The sequence below is a fragment of the Pseudomonas sp. MWU12-2319 genome (assembly GCF_023242525.1).
Lineage (GTDB): Bacteria > Pseudomonadota > Gammaproteobacteria > Pseudomonadales > Pseudomonadaceae > Aquipseudomonas > Aquipseudomonas gingeri_D.
The window spans coordinates 41,255-57,051 of record NZ_JALJES010000011.1; the positions used below are offsets into that span (position 1 = coordinate 41,255).

General features: G+C 58.2%; 13 protein-coding genes, 1 tRNA gene and 2 pseudogenes. 6 read left to right on the top strand and 10 right to left on the bottom strand.

What is annotated here, in order from left to right; translation table 11 throughout:
• The first annotated feature begins 59 nt into the window (after positions 1–59).
• Positions 60–395, top strand: coding sequence for a hypothetical protein (locus M5C01_RS18600; RefSeq protein WP_103497530.1), 336 nt, complete (start codon positions 60–62; stop codon positions 393–395).
• 450 nt (positions 396–845) lie between these two features.
• On the top strand, positions 846–1,130 hold the full coding sequence (locus M5C01_RS18605) for a hypothetical protein (RefSeq protein WP_152740133.1): 285 nt from the start codon (positions 846–848) through the stop codon (positions 1,128–1,130).
• A 103-nt stretch (positions 1,131–1,233) separates the two neighbouring features.
• Here the strand turns inward: M5C01_RS18605 and M5C01_RS18610 are convergent, their stop codons facing one another.
• From M5C01_RS18610 to M5C01_RS18625, 4 genes and pseudogenes are all read right to left on the bottom strand, one after another.
• On the bottom strand, positions 1,234–1,500 hold the full coding sequence (locus tag M5C01_RS18610) for a hypothetical protein (RefSeq protein WP_103497528.1): 267 nt from the start codon (positions 1,498–1,500) through the stop codon (positions 1,234–1,236).
• 531 nt (positions 1,501–2,031) lie between these two features.
• Positions 2,032–2,868, bottom strand: a pseudogene (locus tag M5C01_RS18615) (AMP-binding protein); the annotation flags it as partial.
• A 2-nt stretch (positions 2,869–2,870) separates the two neighbouring features.
• Positions 2,871–3,335 carry a hypothetical protein gene (locus M5C01_RS18620; protein WP_152740096.1) on the bottom strand — a complete coding sequence of 155 codons (465 nt, stop codon included), beginning with the start codon at positions 3,333–3,335 and terminating at the stop codon, positions 2,871–2,873.
• A gap of 560 nt (positions 3,336–3,895) precedes the next feature.
• Entirely contained in the window at positions 3,896–4,237 is a 342-nt protein-coding gene (locus tag M5C01_RS18625; RefSeq protein WP_152740095.1) for a hypothetical protein, read from the bottom strand.
• Between the two features lie 434 nt (positions 4,238–4,671).
• Between M5C01_RS18625 and M5C01_RS18630 the strand changes: the two genes are divergently transcribed.
• Positions 4,672–5,001, top strand: coding sequence for a hypothetical protein (locus tag M5C01_RS18630; RefSeq protein ID WP_103496931.1), 330 nt, complete (start codon positions 4,672–4,674; stop codon positions 4,999–5,001).
• Positions 4,994–5,326 carry a hypothetical protein gene (locus M5C01_RS18635; RefSeq protein WP_103496930.1) on the top strand — a complete coding sequence of 111 codons (333 nt, stop codon included), beginning with the start codon at positions 4,994–4,996 and terminating at the stop codon, positions 5,324–5,326. Before M5C01_RS18630 ends, M5C01_RS18635 begins: the two co-directional genes overlap by 8 nt.
• 335 nt (positions 5,327–5,661) lie before the next feature.
• On the opposite strand, the gene M5C01_RS18640 is transcribed toward M5C01_RS18635, so the two are convergent.
• On the bottom strand, positions 5,662–6,507 hold the full coding sequence (locus tag M5C01_RS18640) for a LysR family transcriptional regulator (RefSeq protein WP_248764373.1): 846 nt from the start codon (positions 6,505–6,507) through the stop codon (positions 5,662–5,664).
• Between the two features lie 59 nt (positions 6,508–6,566).
• Between M5C01_RS18640 and M5C01_RS18645 the strand changes: the two are divergent.
• Positions 6,567–6,698: pseudogene (locus M5C01_RS18645) on the top strand (AraC family transcriptional regulator); the annotation flags it as partial.
• Positions 6,699–6,795: 97 nt separating this feature from the next.
• Here M5C01_RS18645 and M5C01_RS18650 read toward each other — a convergent pair.
• Together M5C01_RS18650 and M5C01_RS18655 are read right to left on the bottom strand one after the other, a co-directional pair.
• Positions 6,796–6,872 (bottom strand) — tRNA-Met (locus M5C01_RS18650).
• A 115-nt stretch (positions 6,873–6,987) separates the two neighbouring features.
• Positions 6,988–9,045 (bottom strand): methyl-accepting chemotaxis protein, encoded by a 2,058-nt coding sequence (locus tag M5C01_RS18655; protein ID WP_103496907.1) that lies wholly within the window; start codon positions 9,043–9,045, stop codon positions 6,988–6,990.
• Between the two features lie 321 nt (positions 9,046–9,366).
• Here M5C01_RS18655 and M5C01_RS18660 point away from each other — a divergent pair, with 321 nt between their 5' ends.
• Positions 9,367–10,584, top strand: a complete 1,218-nt coding sequence (locus tag M5C01_RS18660) for an MFS transporter (protein ID WP_152740094.1) — start codon at positions 9,367–9,369, stop codon at positions 10,582–10,584.
• Positions 10,585–10,589: 5 nt separating this feature from the next.
• Here the strand turns inward: M5C01_RS18660 and M5C01_RS18665 are convergent, their stop codons facing one another.
• From M5C01_RS18665 to M5C01_RS18675, 3 genes are read right to left on the bottom strand one after another with little or no spacing between them, the layout of a single operon-like run.
• Entirely contained in the window at positions 10,590–11,753 is a 1,164-nt protein-coding gene (locus tag M5C01_RS18665) for a Wadjet anti-phage system protein JetD domain-containing protein (protein ID WP_152740131.1), read from the bottom strand.
• A 20-nt stretch (positions 11,754–11,773) separates the two neighbouring features.
• Positions 11,774–15,142 (bottom strand): SbcC/MukB-like Walker B domain-containing protein, encoded by a 3,369-nt coding sequence (locus M5C01_RS18670; protein WP_152740093.1) that lies wholly within the window; start codon positions 15,140–15,142, stop codon positions 11,774–11,776.
• Positions 15,139–15,795, bottom strand: coding sequence for a DUF4194 domain-containing protein (locus M5C01_RS18675; RefSeq protein ID WP_178129891.1), 657 nt, complete (start codon positions 15,793–15,795; stop codon positions 15,139–15,141). The genes M5C01_RS18670 and M5C01_RS18675 overlap by 4 nt, the downstream gene beginning before the upstream one ends.
• Positions 15,796–15,797: the final 2 nt, after the last annotated feature.

Below are 15,797 nucleotides of genomic sequence, written 5' to 3' on the forward strand. Positions count from 1 at the left end.
GAAAGGTATGCCCGGGGATATTATTAAATCCGGTTCGGTGCAAATGCAGAGGACTTATCATGATTAGTCGACTCTCAAAAATGAAAGTAGCTGTCTTGCTTGTTGGCGTACTCGCCATTGCAGGGCAGGCTGATGCCCGGGGTGGGTACGGTTACGGCCACTATGGCTACGGCCACGGTTACGGCTGGGGTTGGGGCGGTCCGGCCCTGTTGGGTGCGGTGGTCGGCGGGCTCGTAGTGGGCTCGGTTGTCGCCAACTCCCAACCGGTTTACGTTCAACAGCCGGTTTACGTCCAGCCGCAGCCGGTGTATATCCAGCAACCGCCGCCGGTCTACTACCAGGCACCGCCTCCGGGCTACTACTACGCGCCACAACCGGTTCCGGCGCCGCGTTAAGTGCTCGCTGGTCACCGTGATGTTCTGAGTGATGCAGGTCCCACCTGAAAACGGGACCTGTTTGTTTGCGCGGCCAAAAGGCAGGACCCGGCTGACACCCTTGCGCCGTCGAGGCGTGGTCAAAATGGCGGGTGCGAGGGTGCAGGCATACTGCTATCGCCGTGCTGCATTTAATATGTCGCGCTGTTTTTATATCGTGTATCGTTTTATATACATAAAAAATAGCCGGAAGTTGGTGTTGGATCGGTGAGTTCAATCCATTTATGAGGGGGTTTCTGTATTTTTGGAACTGCCGGGCGGCGGGGGGGAAGTTAAAGGTAACAAATGAGATACAAAATTTACCAAGTATTTACTTTGGCGCGTGACGTATTCCCCAGGAAAAACGGTCTGATCAGTATTCCCGGAGCATTTATTAAAATAGCCGGTTTGATGCAGAAAAGAGGATTTATCATGATGACTCCGCTCTCAAGAGCAAAAATAGCCGTCGTGCTCCTGGGCGTGCTCGCCGTCGCGGGGCAGGCTGAGGCCCGTGGTGGGTATGGTTTGGGGGCGGCCTTACTGGGTGGTGTGGTCGGCGCCAACTCCCAGCCACCGGTTTACGTTCAACAGCCGGTCTACGTCCAGCCGCAGCCAGTGTACGTCCAGCCGCCGCAGCCGGTTTACTACCAGGCACCGCCACCCCCTCCGCCGCCGGGCTACTACTACCAGCCACAACCGGTTCCGATGCAACAATAGGGGCTCGTGGCTCATGGCCACTGGCGTGATGACTCGGATTGCGCTGTATAACGACAAACCCCGCCGAAGCGGGGTTTGTTGTTTTGACGGGCTTGAGCAGCGCTTAGGCGGTGACGCTGATGGTCTCGCCGATGCTCTGCCCGCTGCCGCTTACAGACGGTTTGGCCGAAGCGGTTGTGCTTTCGCTGTCGCTGCTGGTGCTGCTTTGTGCGGCGTGGCGGTGATGGTGCTTATGGGTTGCCGCGGTGCTGCTGGCGGTGGTGCTGGTGGTCGCGGATTGCGTAGCGGCCTGGTTCGCAGCGGTTGTCGCGGCCTGGGTGGTGGCGGTGGTGGGGGTTGAAATCGAAGCTGAGATTGCACCGATAGACATCGTGACCTCCGGAATACTGGGAAAGCCTGCGTGAGTCGGAACGAGAGGCGCAGGTAGTCATTTGTAGTCTCTGAATTATTTGACCATTCAGAGGGGCCGGCTGCGGGAAAGTCCCGAAGCTGATCAGAGGTTAACACCACTACTTTGTCGGCTTTATCAGCGTAATGTCGGGTCTGTGTGGGGGTTTTTGTACACTGTTTAACTTGCTTTTGATCCTGCGTGCAGGTGCAAGCGAACATGAGTGAGTAGGCGGCCCGACATCGTGTGTCAGTGAGCGTTCAAGTTTCCTGAACGAGAAGTATGGCCCTTGTTATAGCGGTCGTTATTTTCACGTAAGCCCTCCCTCCATGTGGCAATGACGATCTGTACCAGCCCCAGTTGGATAAACTGCTGTAGGGTCGATCCCGCCGAAGGTTCGGCTATCTGCGAAAACGTTCTTCAGGGAGCACTGGCGTCATTGGCGCTCACCTTCAACCACAGGCTCAGCTCCGTCTTGAGGAGTTCGCCGTAGTTGTTCCTGAGCAGTACGTTGCGCAGATCTATCGGGTAGATGGGCGCGTCGCCATAGATGATTGTCTTGATTCCCTTGCCGTCGTAGCCTTGGCGGCGGGCCTGTTCGACCATGTCTGTGAACATGGCGGGAGCCACGAACAACGTGATATTGCCGAACCTGCTCGCCAGTTCGAACAGCTCGTCGGCCTTGAAGTCGCGGGACTCCGGGACGACATGGCGAGCGCCCCGACGCACATGGATCAGGCTGTAGAGTCCGGCGCAGTGAGACATGGTCGCGGCATACACCATGGCGTCGATCGGATCGACATCGGGCGTACAGTCTTGCGACATGGCCGTCATGTCACCGTGGCTCAGCATCACCCCCTGGGAGTGATCAGTGGGGCTGCAGGTGTAGAATAACCAGGCCACGTCATCGGCCTGACGCGGACAAGGCGTGTCCGGTGGCGAAGTGATTGATGTGAGTGCTCCCATGTCCTCTCGATCCAGCTCTCGACACTCCTGGGGCAGGGCTCCGGGCGCGAACACCTGGCCGCCATCGGTGAAAATCAGCCGAGACTGCGAGTTGCGCACGATCCAGCCGACTTCGACTGGGTGCAGCTTGCAGTTGATCGGCACCGCCACGGCACCGGCCCACCAGATGGCGTAGAGCAGTTCGAGGTATTCGCAACAGTTCTTCATGGACAGCGCGACACGGTCGCCGGGGGCAATGCCGTGCTCGTCGATCAGATATGCAGCTCGGTGCCGGACCAGAGCGACAAAGTCGCCATAGTTGGCGACTTGCTGCCGGCCCTCGAACAAGGCGGGATGCTTCGGGTAGCGAAGGCCGGCTTGGTCCAGCCAGTTGGCGATATTCATGCTCAGCACCTGTATGTCTGAAGGACCGAGGCAAAGTTGGCGAGCGCTATTGCGAGCACTTTGGGATGACTGTCCAGGCTGAGGTAGCCGTATCGGGTGTAATCGATCACCTCCCTTGCGCGGGTGGCAATCTCGATGCGTCGGTTCTCGAAAACTCTGCAAGACACGCCCATCAGGCTTTTTTCATAAGTGCCGTCGAAATGTGGACGGCTTATTTCAGCCATTCTCGACGCATTTCGTGCTTTCAGTTGTGAGGCTTTATTATCCTGGCGGTTGTTGAATTCAGCTGTTTTGTTCACTGCGAGCTCATCCATTGAGTGGGCGTTTTCAAAAGAACAGTGGTTGAAAGCGACGCTAGCGGGCTCATAACTTGATTTATTTAAAGTATTTGAGTGCTTATAGACAGTGATAAATTCGCCATTATTTATTGGCTTGTTGGTGTTTGTTAGAGAGTGGTCAATATCCATGACGTGATATTTTTTACCGTTTTTACCGAAAAACTAAGATCCAGACCGTTGTTTTTTTCACCGTACAACTAATCAGATGGTCATCTGTATGGTGGTTTTTTTTGAAATCTGTACCAAATTCTTTATTCGGTTCCTTCAAACTACACAGATAGGACGGTTGCCTCGCTAGACAGTCGCTTCGTGAACAGATAAACACAGTAACGCTTCACCACGCCGAACACCGCCACGATCCATGTCAGCGCGGTGTCGGTGCTGGTTTTCTGTGCGGGGAATTCGATAATCTAAATAATCAGGAAACAGGCGGCCAACTCATTTAAATAGATAAATCAATTAGACAAATAGGCCGCTAGCGCATGCTTTGCGCGATCTGCCTTGGGCTTAGCCACGCCATATCCTTGCGGCGACGTTGGGCGCTGGTAAGGAATACGTTTTTCAGGGACAAGGTCAAAGCCCCAGAGCATTGCGAGCACCCGGGGCTTTTTGTGGGGCTAATAGCAAGGGCTTTTGGATGGTAAAAAGGAGAGGGCATTTAGCCAGGTGCCCCCATTGCACTGCTCTTGTCAGCCCGGCACGGCTATTTCTTCAATCACCGAGTCTACCTGCCGCTGTGCCAGCTCGATCAGATGCACGATACCCATCGCCACCTTGCGGTTGGCACCTGTGAGGTTGTCGGCATTTTCATAGGCGGTGGCGGCAGCGGAGTCGAGGATCGAGCTGGCGTTGACCAGGGCGTCTTCGCGGCTTTGGGAGGTGACTGGGTGTTTGTGCGGTGCTATCGAGCTGGGAGGCCTTGGTGCGTGGCCTTCTGGCTGTATGTAGTGAGCCAGGGCGCGGTCGACAGCTTGTGGGTCGATGGTTTCCATGCCGGATGAGGCGGGTGGATTGGGCGTTACCTTGAACATGATGAATCTCCAATCAAATCGGTTGGAGCTGACACCATCGCTGCTAAACGATTTTGGGGTGGCAGCTGTACGCAGGTTAGCAGACCGGTCGATTGGAGAACCCGGCGCACCCGAAGGTGCCCTGCGCACAGCCACCATAAAAGGCAGGCAATAAAAAGCGCCTGACTAAAGGGGGCGCTGTGCGCCAATCGAATCCGAGCTGCTAAACCCGATCACTGCATTTGGCAGTGACGACTCAAGGCTAGCCAGCGAAATCGGCAGGCGCAACAGGCCGGAAGTTTCTAGGAAATTTCAGACGATGAAAAGAGATGTGTCTTGCTGGTCGAGGAAAAGCGCCGGGGGATAGAGTAAGAGCGCTTGGTTGGATGAGGGCTATCCGTCCAGTCATTGCGGTGAAGTGGTCAAAAATCAGGCGATTTACTGAGGAGTGAAGGTTGGAAGACAACGACTCTATACCAAAGGAATGGCGGATCACGTTGAACCAATTCATAAGCTTTCTGGTAAAGGTTGGCCGCTCAAGCTCTTGTCCGGTATGCCCCCACGATGGAGAGTGGAATTTCTATATCGACAAGTCCCTGGGAATGGGCGTTGAGTCCTGCATGATGATCACCAGGATGGATGGGATGTCACCAGAGGATTTGTTTTCTGAGCGAGTGGCGCATCCAACATTCTCGATGGAGTGCCCAAGCTGCGGCTACATGGCTTACACCAGCGTTAAAAAAGTTGTGGAGGGCTTGTCTGCCATGGAGAAAGAAAATGGGTGATGTCGTTTCTGGTCGCTGGGATGACAAGAAAGAGGGTTCGAGCAATACTGGTGGTGAGGAACCGCCTGGAGATCACCCCATGGAAGCGCGCGTAGCCGCACTGGAGAAAGCAATCCCTGAGATCAGGGAACGGCTTGCTCGCGTCGAGACAAAACTCGACAACGTTGAGAAAAACATGGCAACCAAGTCGGATGTGGAGGCTCTGCGCGGCTCAATCTCTACTGACGTTCAAAAAGTCGTCAGTGACTCGACTTGGCGCTTCGTACAAATCTCAGCTGTTCTCGCGGGGCTTGCCTTCACAGCAGCAAAATTCATTCACCCATAAATCCTGAACCTTGCCAAGCCAGGCCCCGTTCCGGGCCTTTTGTTTTTGCCTTCCTTGCTCATCACTTTTCTCCAGGCATAAAAAACGGCCTACCTTTCGGTAAGTCGTTTTTAGTACTTGGTTATCACTGAAATAGCCCGCGACGTCTGTTTCACGCACTATCCCCCTCCCCATACTGCTGCTTCTGGAGCCCACCAAGGAAGCCAATATGGAACAGTATCGAATGCGGTCGCTCATGATCGTACTTGTACATCTCGCGGCATTCGTCCTCGTCAGCCTGGGTTTGCTGAGCCTGACGATGATGATGGCCTTGACTGGGCGCTTATTCTTCTAGCTCAACCAGTTGAAATGTCTGCGCTCAAAGTACTGATCAGCGCTTGCGCCTGGGCGTCGCGCTGCGCAGTGTAGAGCACGATTTCGCGAGAGGGCAGGGGCGGCAGGTCGATCCGCTGTGCCGCGTCGACGCAGCCGTTTGGAGCCATGCGCCCGACCATCGGGCCTATTCCGATGCCGGCGGCGACGGCTGCGCCGATGGCCAGAATCCCGCTGCCGACAAAGACCTCTTCCCAAGGGCGATTCTGTGTTTGTAGCACCGCCATCACCATGCTCCGCATGCCACAGGGCGCCGGTTGTATCGCCAGGGGTAAAGGTGCTCCGGGCGGCAGTTCGAAGTCGCGTGCAGCCATCCAGCTAAATCGTGCCGCGCCAATCACCTCACCGTCCTGGCGTCGGTTGTCGTGCCTCAGGATCAAGGCCACATCCAGCTTGCCCTGCTCGTAGTTCTCCAGCATGTCCCGGGAAGTGCCCAGGCTGAAGGCGACGATAACCTCCGGGTCGGTGTTCGCCATACGTCGCAGCCACAGGGTGAGATCGGCCCCGACAATGTGATGGCTGACGCCGACCCGCAGGGTGCGTTTCTGCTTGCCGAAGCAGTTCAGCGCTTGCTGGTAGTTATCCAGCAAATGCCGTGCGCTGGCCAAGAAAGTCTGCCCATGGGCAGATAGCGTTACCCGCCGCGGCGTGCGTTCCAGCAGCTTGCGCCCCAGGGTTTCTTCCAGCCGCTTTATCTTCAGGCTGATGGCTGCCTGGGTGCCGCCTATAACATCCGCGGCGCGGGTGAAGCTCTTGAGCTCCGCGACCAGGACAAACGCCTGGATAGCGTCGATGTCGGGCATTTTCATGGTTGAGCTGGAGGTCCTGTCTCGAAGGTAATGAAGTTACCATGGCCAGTGACACCTGTACCGAAGCCGGCTTTCGCTACCGTATGATTTACCTTGAGTCGGCGCTTATCCAGTCGGTCTTGGGCGGCAAATCCCTGCCATTTATCCCGGGCGGGCTTTCCAGGGACGCACGGCTTTTTCAGGCCGCCGAGACCTGCCTTTTTGAGATCGGGAGCGGCTTGCCCGGCCTGGCACTTTTCTCCAGGCATAAAAAAACGGCCTACCTTTCGGTAAGCCGTTTTTAGTACTTGGTGGCTACACAGGGACTTGAACCCCGGACCCCAGCATTATGAATGCTATGCTCTAACCAACTGAGCTATGTAGCCAAGTGGCGCGCATTATTCGCCGGTAACGCAATTGTGTCAAGCAAATATCTGAAAATTTTCTCTGCGCTATCAACCGGTTAAGGCCCTACGGTGAAAACCGCGGGCCAACGCCGTCTCAACTCAGGCGGAAACGCCCGGTATTGTCGCTCAGAGCCTTGCTGCCTTCGCTCAGGCTGTCCGCCGCGCGGTTAACCGCGCGAGCCCCTTCCAGCAGCCGTACGGCCGCCTGGTCGATTTGCTGGATATTGCCGCTGACCTCATCCGCCGTGCTCGCCTGTTCGTCCACCGCCGTGGCGATCTGCGCCAGGGTGTCGGTGACGGTCTGCACCGCGCCGGCGATTTCCACCAGGCGCTGACCCAGTCCGGTCACCGATTGGGCGTCGGTCTCGGCCTGGATACAGGCCGCTTCCATCAAGGTCACCGCCTGGCTGACCGTGGAGCGCAGGCTGTCGACGGTGCTGGCGATCTGCGCGGTGGACGATTGCGTGCGCTGCGACAGGCTGCGCACCTCATCCGCCACCACCGCAAAGCCCCGCCCTTGCTCGCCGGCCCGCGCCGCTTCGATAGCGGCGTTCAGGGCCAGCAGGTTGGTCTGTTCGGCCACGCCACGAATGGTGTCGACCACCAGCTGGATCTGCTGGCCCTGCTCGCTGACCCGGCCCAATGCGGCTGCCGTTTCGTTGAGGCGTTGATTCAACTGCTGGATGCTGGCGGTGGTGCGCTGGCTGTCGCGGCTGCTTTCCGAGGCAATGCGCTGGGTGTTCTGGGCACTGCCGGAAGCCTGTTCGCAACTCTGCGCCACGCCCTGGGAGGTGGCCGCCAGTTGGGTGGCCGCCGCGGCGATCTGGCTGATCTGCGCCTGTTGCGTCTCGACCTCGCTGAGGGCACCGCTGGAGTGGGTGTTGAGGGTGCGCACGGCCGCGCTCAGTTGTAGGGTTTCATGGTCGACCCCCTGCAGGCTGGTACGCAGTTGCACCACGGCGACGTTCAACGCGGTGCTGATGGCCGCGAGTTCGTCACGCCCCTCCACCGGCACTTGCAAGCAGAGGTTGCCGTCGCGCAGGGATTCGGCCAGCAGGGTGATACCGCTGGCACTACGGCGGATCGAGGCTTGCAGGCAGACGAACAGGTACAGCGCCGCCAGCAGCAGGCAACCGAAGATCGCCGCCAACAGGCTGAACTGGCGGATGGCCGCGCCGTGATAATAGTCCAGGCGACTGTCGAGGGAGGTGAGGCTGTCCTGGCGCAAGCTGGCGAGCTCACCCAGCATTTTGTCCAGGGCCTGTTCGAAGCCATCGGGCTTGAGGGTGATGCTGCCGCCGAACATGCCGTCGTCGAGCACCTTGAGGCCCTCGTCCAGGTGCGTCAGGCTGGCATGGTAACGCTCGGCCCAGCTTTTCAGCTCCGCCGGCAGACGGCTTTCCAGCAGGTTGCCGGTCTTGGTCAACTGGTCCCGGGCATCGCCGATACGACTACGCAGGTCCTTCAACTGCAGGCGGCTTTGCAGGCTGAACTGGCCCGAGACCACAGAGGCCTGGCCGACACTGGCCAGCCGGCCGACCCGTTCGATCAGGTCCGGCGCATGCTGGGTGGCGATTTGCGTGAGCAGGTAGGTTTCCATCCAGGGGGCGAGGATCAGGCGACTGTCCATGGCGATTTGTTCGCGCAACGCTTGCAGTGCACTCAAGGCGCTGGTGAAACGATCGTAGCCGTCCGGCCACCAACCGACCTTGCTCAGGCTGGCGGAGTCGAGGCCGCTCAGGGCGGCTTGGAGGATCTGGTAGCGCTTCAGGGTGTCGGCATCGGCACCTTCGCTTTGCAGGGTCTTGCCCAGTGCCTCGACGGCCTGGTCGATCTCCGGTTGGGCCTTGTCCAGTGTTGCCATGGCCGCCAGGGTGGCGGGTGTCGGCTGCCGGTTGGTTTCCGTGGCGCGCCAACGGGCGGCACGATCACGCTGGGCCTCCAGCAGGTTGTCCAGTGAATCGAGGGAGAGCAGTTGATGGACGCCGGCGCGCTCTTCAGTGATCAGTGCCAGCTTGCTGCGATAATCCTGGCCGATCAGGTACAGGCTGCCCATCAGTGGGACGATGAACAACAGGAACAGTACCTGAAACTTGCGGGCGAACCCGAAGTGGCCCAGCAGTCGAATCCCCGGTGATAAAAAAGCGTGCATGGTCGACTACTCCTCAGGGCGCCGCGCACGATTTTGGTGCGATCGTAACGGGTGCCGTCATTAGATACTTCGGAAGTCCGGCTGTGAGGCGGTGTAGGTTAGCCGTTGTAGCGAAACTTCCCATTCTCGGCTCCCTTTGTAAGGGGGCGTGCTGTAAGCACTCAGAGCACGCAAGATTCAGACCAATGGCGTTACGCTATCAGCCATTCCATCGGGAAAAAACCGATTGTTAGCTCTGCAAGTATCTGGCGTGACTGCACCGAAAAATGGCACATTGCTGCACCTGCAACTGTGCATCCATCCGTGTTACGGAATCACTTCATGGCCCTTTCTGAAACGTCCAGCGCTTCGATATCGACGGCGACAGCGCCGCAAACCAGCCCGTTGGTGATGCGCGTGATCGGTGCCGTGGCACTGGCGCACCTGATCAACGATCTGATCCAGTCGGTCTTGCCGTCGATCTATCCAATGCTCAAGGCCAACTATGGCCTGACCTTTACCCAGGTCGGGCTGATTACCCTGACCTTCCAGGTGACGGCTTCCTTGTTGCAGCCCTGGGTCGGCTTTTATACCGACCGTCATCCCAAGCCCTTGCTGTTGCCGATGGGGATGATCAGCACGCTGATCGGGATTCTGATGCTGTCCCAGGTCGGCAGTTTCCCGTTGATCCTGTTGGCCTCGGCCTTGATCGGTGTCGGCTCCTCGACTTTTCATCCGGAAGCTTCGCGGGTTGCCCGCCTGGCCTCGGGTGGGCGTTATGGGCTGGCGCAGTCGAGTTTCCAGGTCGGCGGTAACGCCGGTTCTGCCTTTGGCCCGTTGCTGGCGGCGGCGATCATCATTCCGTTCGGCCAGGGCCATGTCGCCTGGTTCGGACTGTTCGCACTGTTTGCCCTGGGCGTGCTCTACGGGATCAGTCGCTGGTACCGCGCGCACCTGAATCTTTTCAAGCTCAAGCAGGGCCAGAAGGCCACTCACGGGTTGTCGAAGCATCGGGTGATCGGGGCGCTGGTGGTGCTCGGCTTGCTGGTGTTCTCCAAGTATTTCTACATGGCCAGCTTCACCAGCTACTTCACCTTTTACCTGATCGAGAAATTCCAGCTGTCGGTGGCCAGCTCGCAACTGCACCTGTTCCTGTTTCTCGGCGCGGTGGCGGCGGGGACCTTTGCCGGCGGGCCGATCGGCGACAAGATCGGGCGCAAGGCGGTGATCTGGTTCTCGATCCTGGGCGTGGCGCCGTTCACCTTGATGCTGCCCTATGTGGACCTGTTCTGGACCACGGTGCTGAGTGTGGTGATCGGCTTTATCCTGGCGTCGGCCTTCTCGGCCATCGTGGTGTTTGCCCAGGAACTGGTGCCGGGCAATGTCGGGATGATCGCCGGGGTGTTCTTCGGTTTGATGTTCGGCTTTGGCGGGATCGGCGCGGCGTTGCTGGGGCATCTGGCGGATATTCATGGCATCGAGTACGTGTACACGATGTGCTCGTTCCTGCCGTTGTTCGGGGTGTTGGCGGTGTTGTTGCCGAGAACACGGAAGGTCTAGGGGGATTAGTTGGGAGTGCTGGTTTCCATCGAGATCAGTGCTGCCTGCACCCAGTGAAACCCAACCCGCTCCTGTTCCAGTCGCAGGCGTGGGCGAATGCGGTTATCGCGTAGTTCATCGAATAACAGGCGTTCGGCATGGGTCAGTCGGGTCAGGTCGTGGGTAGCCTGTTTCTCTTCGTCACCCCACAGCGCCTGGTGTGCCATGAGGGTTGCTCGGTCCATCAGGAAAGATTCGACATGGGCGAACTTGCCGCGTAGTTGATTCAGGATTGCGAAACCATGGGTGTCGATATCGCCCCAGTAATGCAGCGTGCAATGATTCAGCCATTGAGCTTGCGCCAGGGCCTCCCAGCCATAGCCGGAACCGAATATCACGATGGCGTTAGGTACGGGTGGAAAGGCCAGGAAGTTGATCTCATTCTCGGTGATGAATATTTGTCGGACCTTGAGGTCCAGTGAGCTGAAGCTGTTGGTGTCCAGAGTTATGTCCGGGTAGCTCACCCCGGGTATCAGAGGGATACTTGCATCGAGCAGGCGCAGACGAATACGCACCGGCTTTTCCAGGAAACCGTAACGCGCGGTGAATCGCCCCGCAGCGACGTTGAGGGCGATGTGTTGTTCAGGTAAAGCAAGCTCGAACAGTTCGGACAATACGTTCTGATGGGCTTCTATGAACTTGGTGTGGATGCCTGCCAAGTCGACCTGTCGTAAGTAAAGTCGAGGTGTTGGGTGCTCTTGCAACCACTGTACGACATCTAGCAGGCGGCTCCATTCATCACTCAGCTTGAGTGCTCGTAGCGGTGACTTGACCAGCCACTCCAGCAAGGCGGGCTGGCGCGCCCGGGTTTCGGCTTGAATGGCCATGAAACGACTAACTTCAGGGCGCTTACCGAGCCAAGCAATGGCCGTATCAGCTTGATCTATCCAGACGGATTGTGGCAACCGCTGCTGGCCCATGACCGGATGCCTGACGTCTCGCCATTCGATTCGCACAGACGTGATTGCGTTCAGCTGCGAGACCCAGTTTCTGACGGCTTCGAACTGCTGGGTCAGTTCCCTCGAGCTGGGGCCCTTGAGTTTCAGGGCCATGGGGAACAGCGGTGTGCCCCGCACGAGGGCCCGCAGCAGTTCACCGCGCGCCCATTGTCGTTCCAGCTGGTTTTTCAAGTCGGTGGCGCTGCTCCAGCTCACGGGACTTGCTCCGCTTTGTTCGCCTGGTATTGCTCGATACTCAGGTTGCGTAGCCGGGAAGTTCTACCCCCTTCGTTGTGGACAAAACCGACGCTGGAAACAAAGGGTTCGATGATGTGGATTTTCTGCAAGGGCGTGACGATCAGCAATTGCAGGTTGAGTTGTCTGAAGAGCTTGAGTCCATATTGCGCCGACTCGTCCGAGCCCCGGCCGAAGGCTTCGTCGATGACCACGAAACGGAATGAGCGTGAGCGTACTTCGCCCCATTCGAGGCCGAACTGGTAGGCCAGGCTGGCGGCGAGAATGGTGTAGGCCAGCTTTTCCTTCTGCCCACCGGATTTGCCCCCGGAGTCGGAATAGTGTTCGTGCTCGCTGTCGTCTTCGCGCCAACGCTCGCTGGCGGCGAACAGGAACCAGTTACGTACGTCGGTAACCTTGGCGGTCCAGCGTCGATCCTGTTCCGATTGGCCCTCGCGTCCGCGAAAACGATCGACGATGGCCTTGACCTGGAGAAACTTGGTCTCCGAATATTGAGCATCATCGGAGCCGGTCAGCGTGCCTTCGGTGCTGGCGCGCAACTCGGTTTGGAAATCGCGGATCTCCGCATCCGGGCTGAGCTGTGACTCCAGAACGATATAGCGGCCTGGGTTGTAGTCGATCTGCGCCAATGATTCGTTGATCCGGGTCGTACGCTCTTTGATGGTCTCTCGTTCACGGGCAAGTTGGGCGCTGAAGTTGGCAATCTCGTTGATGGTGTTGACGTTGAGTAGTTCTTTGAAGCGTGCTTCGAAGCGTGGCAGGTCGTCCTGGTTCAACTGGTCGAGCAGGTTGCGGTATTCGAAATGGGCGTCGAGGCTGGCGTCGAACTCTTCGGTTTCCAGTTTGAACGCCTCCTTGAAAGCTGCCATGGCCTGGATGATTTTTCCGCTCAGGCGGTCGAGGACCTTGTTTTCGGCATCTATGCGCGCTTGCAGCGCTTCGCGCAGTTCGCGCTCGCGGTTGTCACAGCTTTCTACCGATAGTTGATGTTCGCCGAGGATCTCTGAGCGCAACGCCTCGAGTTGATCGATGACTTCGCTGTCAGTTGGCAATTCGCCCTGTAGTGTCAGAGTCTCGACTTGCAGTTGCCGGGCGGCCTCTTGCTTGTTCTCGACACTGCCCAGTTCCTTGTCCAGCTTCGAGAGGGCTTCTTCGCAGGTCCGCAGTTGCTCCTGGGTATCGGCCAACTGGGTTGTAAGCTCGCGCAAGGTGTCACTGGAGTCTTGCAGGCGTTCATGTTCTGCTTGCAAGTGGGCAATGGCGGTAGCGCACTGGGCCCAGTCCAGTTCCCGATAGTCGGTGAACTCCTTGAGTGCCGCCAGTGCTTCGAGCCGGTTACGCAACAGGGCCTGATCGGATTGTGCCTTGGCAATGTCCCCGGCGATCTTACCCAGGTGCAACTCGAGGGTATTTTTTTGTGCCTCCAGCACTGCGATTTTGGCCGTATTGCTCCAGCCCAGTACATAGCGACCGCGGTCATCGAGCCGGTGACGGTCGTCCTTCTCGTGGCGCTCGCCAGGCGCCTTGACCTGACCGCTGAGGGTCAGTGCCCGGGTTTCGCGGCGGAACTGCTCCGCCGTCTGGCAGCAGGCATAATCGAAGCGATGGGCGAGTTCCCGCTCGAGCCAGGTATAGAAGTTCGAGTCCGGCTTGATCGCGACCTTTCTGGCGAGGGAGTCCGGGTGCAGGCTCGGGAGTTCACCCTGGCGCGTGGATCTGATGCGGAAATACACCAGGCGACCCGCGAGATGAGTCCGGTCGACCCAAGCGGACACCTGGGCATAGTGTTCTTCTGGCACCAGCAGGGCCAGGCCGAAGTTGTGCAGGACACGTTCGATGGCACCTTCCCAGTCGGCATTGTCTTCATGCACTTGAAGCAGTTCCCCGGCAAAGGGCACCGAAGCTTCATCCAGGCCAAGTGCTTCGCAGAGTGCGGCGCGCATGCCCACCTGGACCTTTGGAATATTACTGCGTCGAGCCTTCAGGCTGGTGATTTCCTCGCGTAGTGCATCATGCTCGCGCTTGCCGTCGCGAAGGGACACGCCCCATTCGGTGATCCGGTTCTGCGCATCGTTTTCCTGCTGGCCGAGGGCGTCGCGGCGCTTGATGAATTGTCGGGACAGGGTGTCGAACGCCGATGCATCATCCACCGGCGGCTCATCGATCTGCTTCAGCAACGTGTGGTAGCGGTCGCTGCGTTGTTGGCGTCGGTTGCGCTCACGCTCCTGCTCACGAATCTCACTGGCCAGTTGCTCCAGGCGATCACCGCCTTGCTCTGCCACGGCGCGCTTGAGTTGTTCTTCCTTGATTCGTTGTTGATCACGTTCTTCCATGCGCTGGGCCTTTTGCGTGCTCAGGCGCGTGTGATCTTCGTCCAGCAGTTGCAGTCGCCGTTCCAACAACCCCAGTTTGAGTGTGGCGAAATAGGGTTTCAGGGCCTCGCGGCAGGCTCGCCAGTTGTCCTGTATCTGGAGTTGCTGCGTATGGCGATCGCAGTCGGCGATCAACAGCGAGAGCATCTCGACCTGACGCTTGGCCTTGAGTACGGCCTGATGGGCGCGGTTAAGGTCGTCGAAATGGGCGATCAGGGCGTTTATCCGTGGTGCGACCTCGAAGGGCTCCAGCATGTGGTTACGCACGAAGTCCGTCAGGTTGCCCACCGATTTCATCGAAACGGTCTGGTGAAACAGCTCTAGGGCTTGATCGTTTTCTATACCGAAGCGTCTGCGAAACCAGGCTCCGTACTTGGGAAAGCTGTCTTCGATTTCGGCACCCGCGCCCCGCAGCTTTTTGCGCAGTTGGGCGATATCGGAGCCAAAGCCGGAAAAGTCCGCGGCGATGGACAGTTCGCGTTCGCAATCGACGAACAGGCGTGCCGGTTGCCCGTGTGGGTCTTTCATCCAGAAGACTTGGGCCAAGGTTACCGTCTGGTCGTAGCCGGCATTGTGGAAGACCCCGAGAATCACTGAGTACTGGTTGTGATCACGCAGGGCAACCGGTTTGGCGGTGCCGGTGACTTCGCTGCGTTCGGACTTGAAGTGCCCTAGCACATAGGAGCGCAGGCTGCGTTCCTTGTTGTCGGCCCCGGCAGCCTTGTTGTAGGCGATACGGTGCGCGGGGACCAGCAGGGTAGTCACGGCATCGACCAGCGTCGACTTGCCCGAGCCGATATCGCCGGTGAGCAGGCCATTATTGCCTTCGAGGTTGAGCGACCAGACCTTGGCATCGAAGGTGCCCCAGTTGAACACCTCGAGACGCCTGAGGCGAAAGCCGGTCAGGGTGTCGTCCGCCATGAAGTCCAGGCCGGGTGAATCTGGCGTGTTCATGGTGCCTCCTGCGCCGTGTTATCGGCGGTCGATGTTTTGCCCGCGAATTGTTGGCGATAGAGGTCCAGCCGAGCATCGAAATCCGCTAACCACTGGGCATCGACAAAGGCCTTGAGGATCCGCTGTACTTCGAAGCTGGCCGGACCACCTGTCGTTTTCAAGCGGCGCAGGTAGCCTAGGTCGACGATTTTGTTGATATGGGTTTCGATCTGGTCGATCAGTTTGACGTCATTGCTGCTGCCGGGCAGGAACACGCGTATCAGCTCGACGATTTCGTCACGGTTCAGGATCAGCCGTGTATCACCGCCACCGGCGTCGAATTCGGCGAGTTTCTTGCGCAACAGCGCGAGCAGCAGGCTGACCGCAAACGACAGCGGTCGTCTTGCCACCAGACGAGGTGTTGGTGCTGCATTGTCCTCGGGCTCCGAACGGCTTTTGAGAAAGGCATAGCCTTCGGCCTCGTCGAGTATCAGTTCCAGGCCGAGCACGCCGACGTAATCGCGGACCCTGACTTGCAGGTTCAGCAGCGAACTCCACTGGCGCTCGTCGCTGTCGCGATATTGCACTCCTTTGAGCAGGCCGATGACCAGCACGGAGAGTGGGTTTTGTGATGTGGCATCTGTCGCCGCTTGTTCCTTGAGGGGCTCTTCCATTG

Excerpts from the sequence above, each read along its gene's own strand:
- M5C01_RS18600 (WP_103497530.1), top strand. The coding sequence starts at position 60 with ATGATTAGTCGACTCTCAAAAATGAAAGTAGCTGTCTTGCTTGTTGGC.
- M5C01_RS18605 (WP_152740133.1), top strand. The coding sequence starts at position 846 with ATGATGACTCCGCTCTCAAGAGCAAAAATAGCCGTCGTGCTCCTGGGC.
- M5C01_RS18610 (WP_103497528.1), bottom strand. The coding sequence starts at position 1,500 with ATGTCTATCGGTGCAATCTCAGCTTCGATTTCAACCCCCACCACCGCC.
- M5C01_RS18620 (WP_152740096.1), bottom strand. The coding sequence starts at position 3,335 with ATGGATATTGACCACTCTCTAACAAACACCAACAAGCCAATAAATAAT.
- M5C01_RS18625 (WP_152740095.1), bottom strand. The coding sequence starts at position 4,237 with ATGTTCAAGGTAACGCCCAATCCACCCGCCTCATCCGGCATGGAAACC.
- M5C01_RS18635 (WP_103496930.1), top strand. The coding sequence starts at position 4,994 with ATGGGTGATGTCGTTTCTGGTCGCTGGGATGACAAGAAAGAGGGTTCG.
- M5C01_RS18640 (WP_248764373.1), bottom strand. The coding sequence starts at position 6,507 with ATGAAAATGCCCGACATCGACGCTATCCAGGCGTTTGTCCTGGTCGCG.
- M5C01_RS18655 (WP_103496907.1), bottom strand. The coding sequence starts at position 9,045 with ATGCACGCTTTTTTATCACCGGGGATTCGACTGCTGGGCCACTTCGGG.
- M5C01_RS18660 (WP_152740094.1), top strand. The coding sequence starts at position 9,367 with ATGGCCCTTTCTGAAACGTCCAGCGCTTCGATATCGACGGCGACAGCG.
- M5C01_RS18670 (WP_152740093.1), bottom strand. The coding sequence starts at position 15,142 with ATGAACACGCCAGATTCACCCGGCCTGGACTTCATGGCGGACGACACC.
- M5C01_RS18675 (WP_178129891.1), bottom strand. The coding sequence starts at position 15,795 with ATGGAAGAGCCCCTCAAGGAACAAGCGGCGACAGATGCCACATCACAA.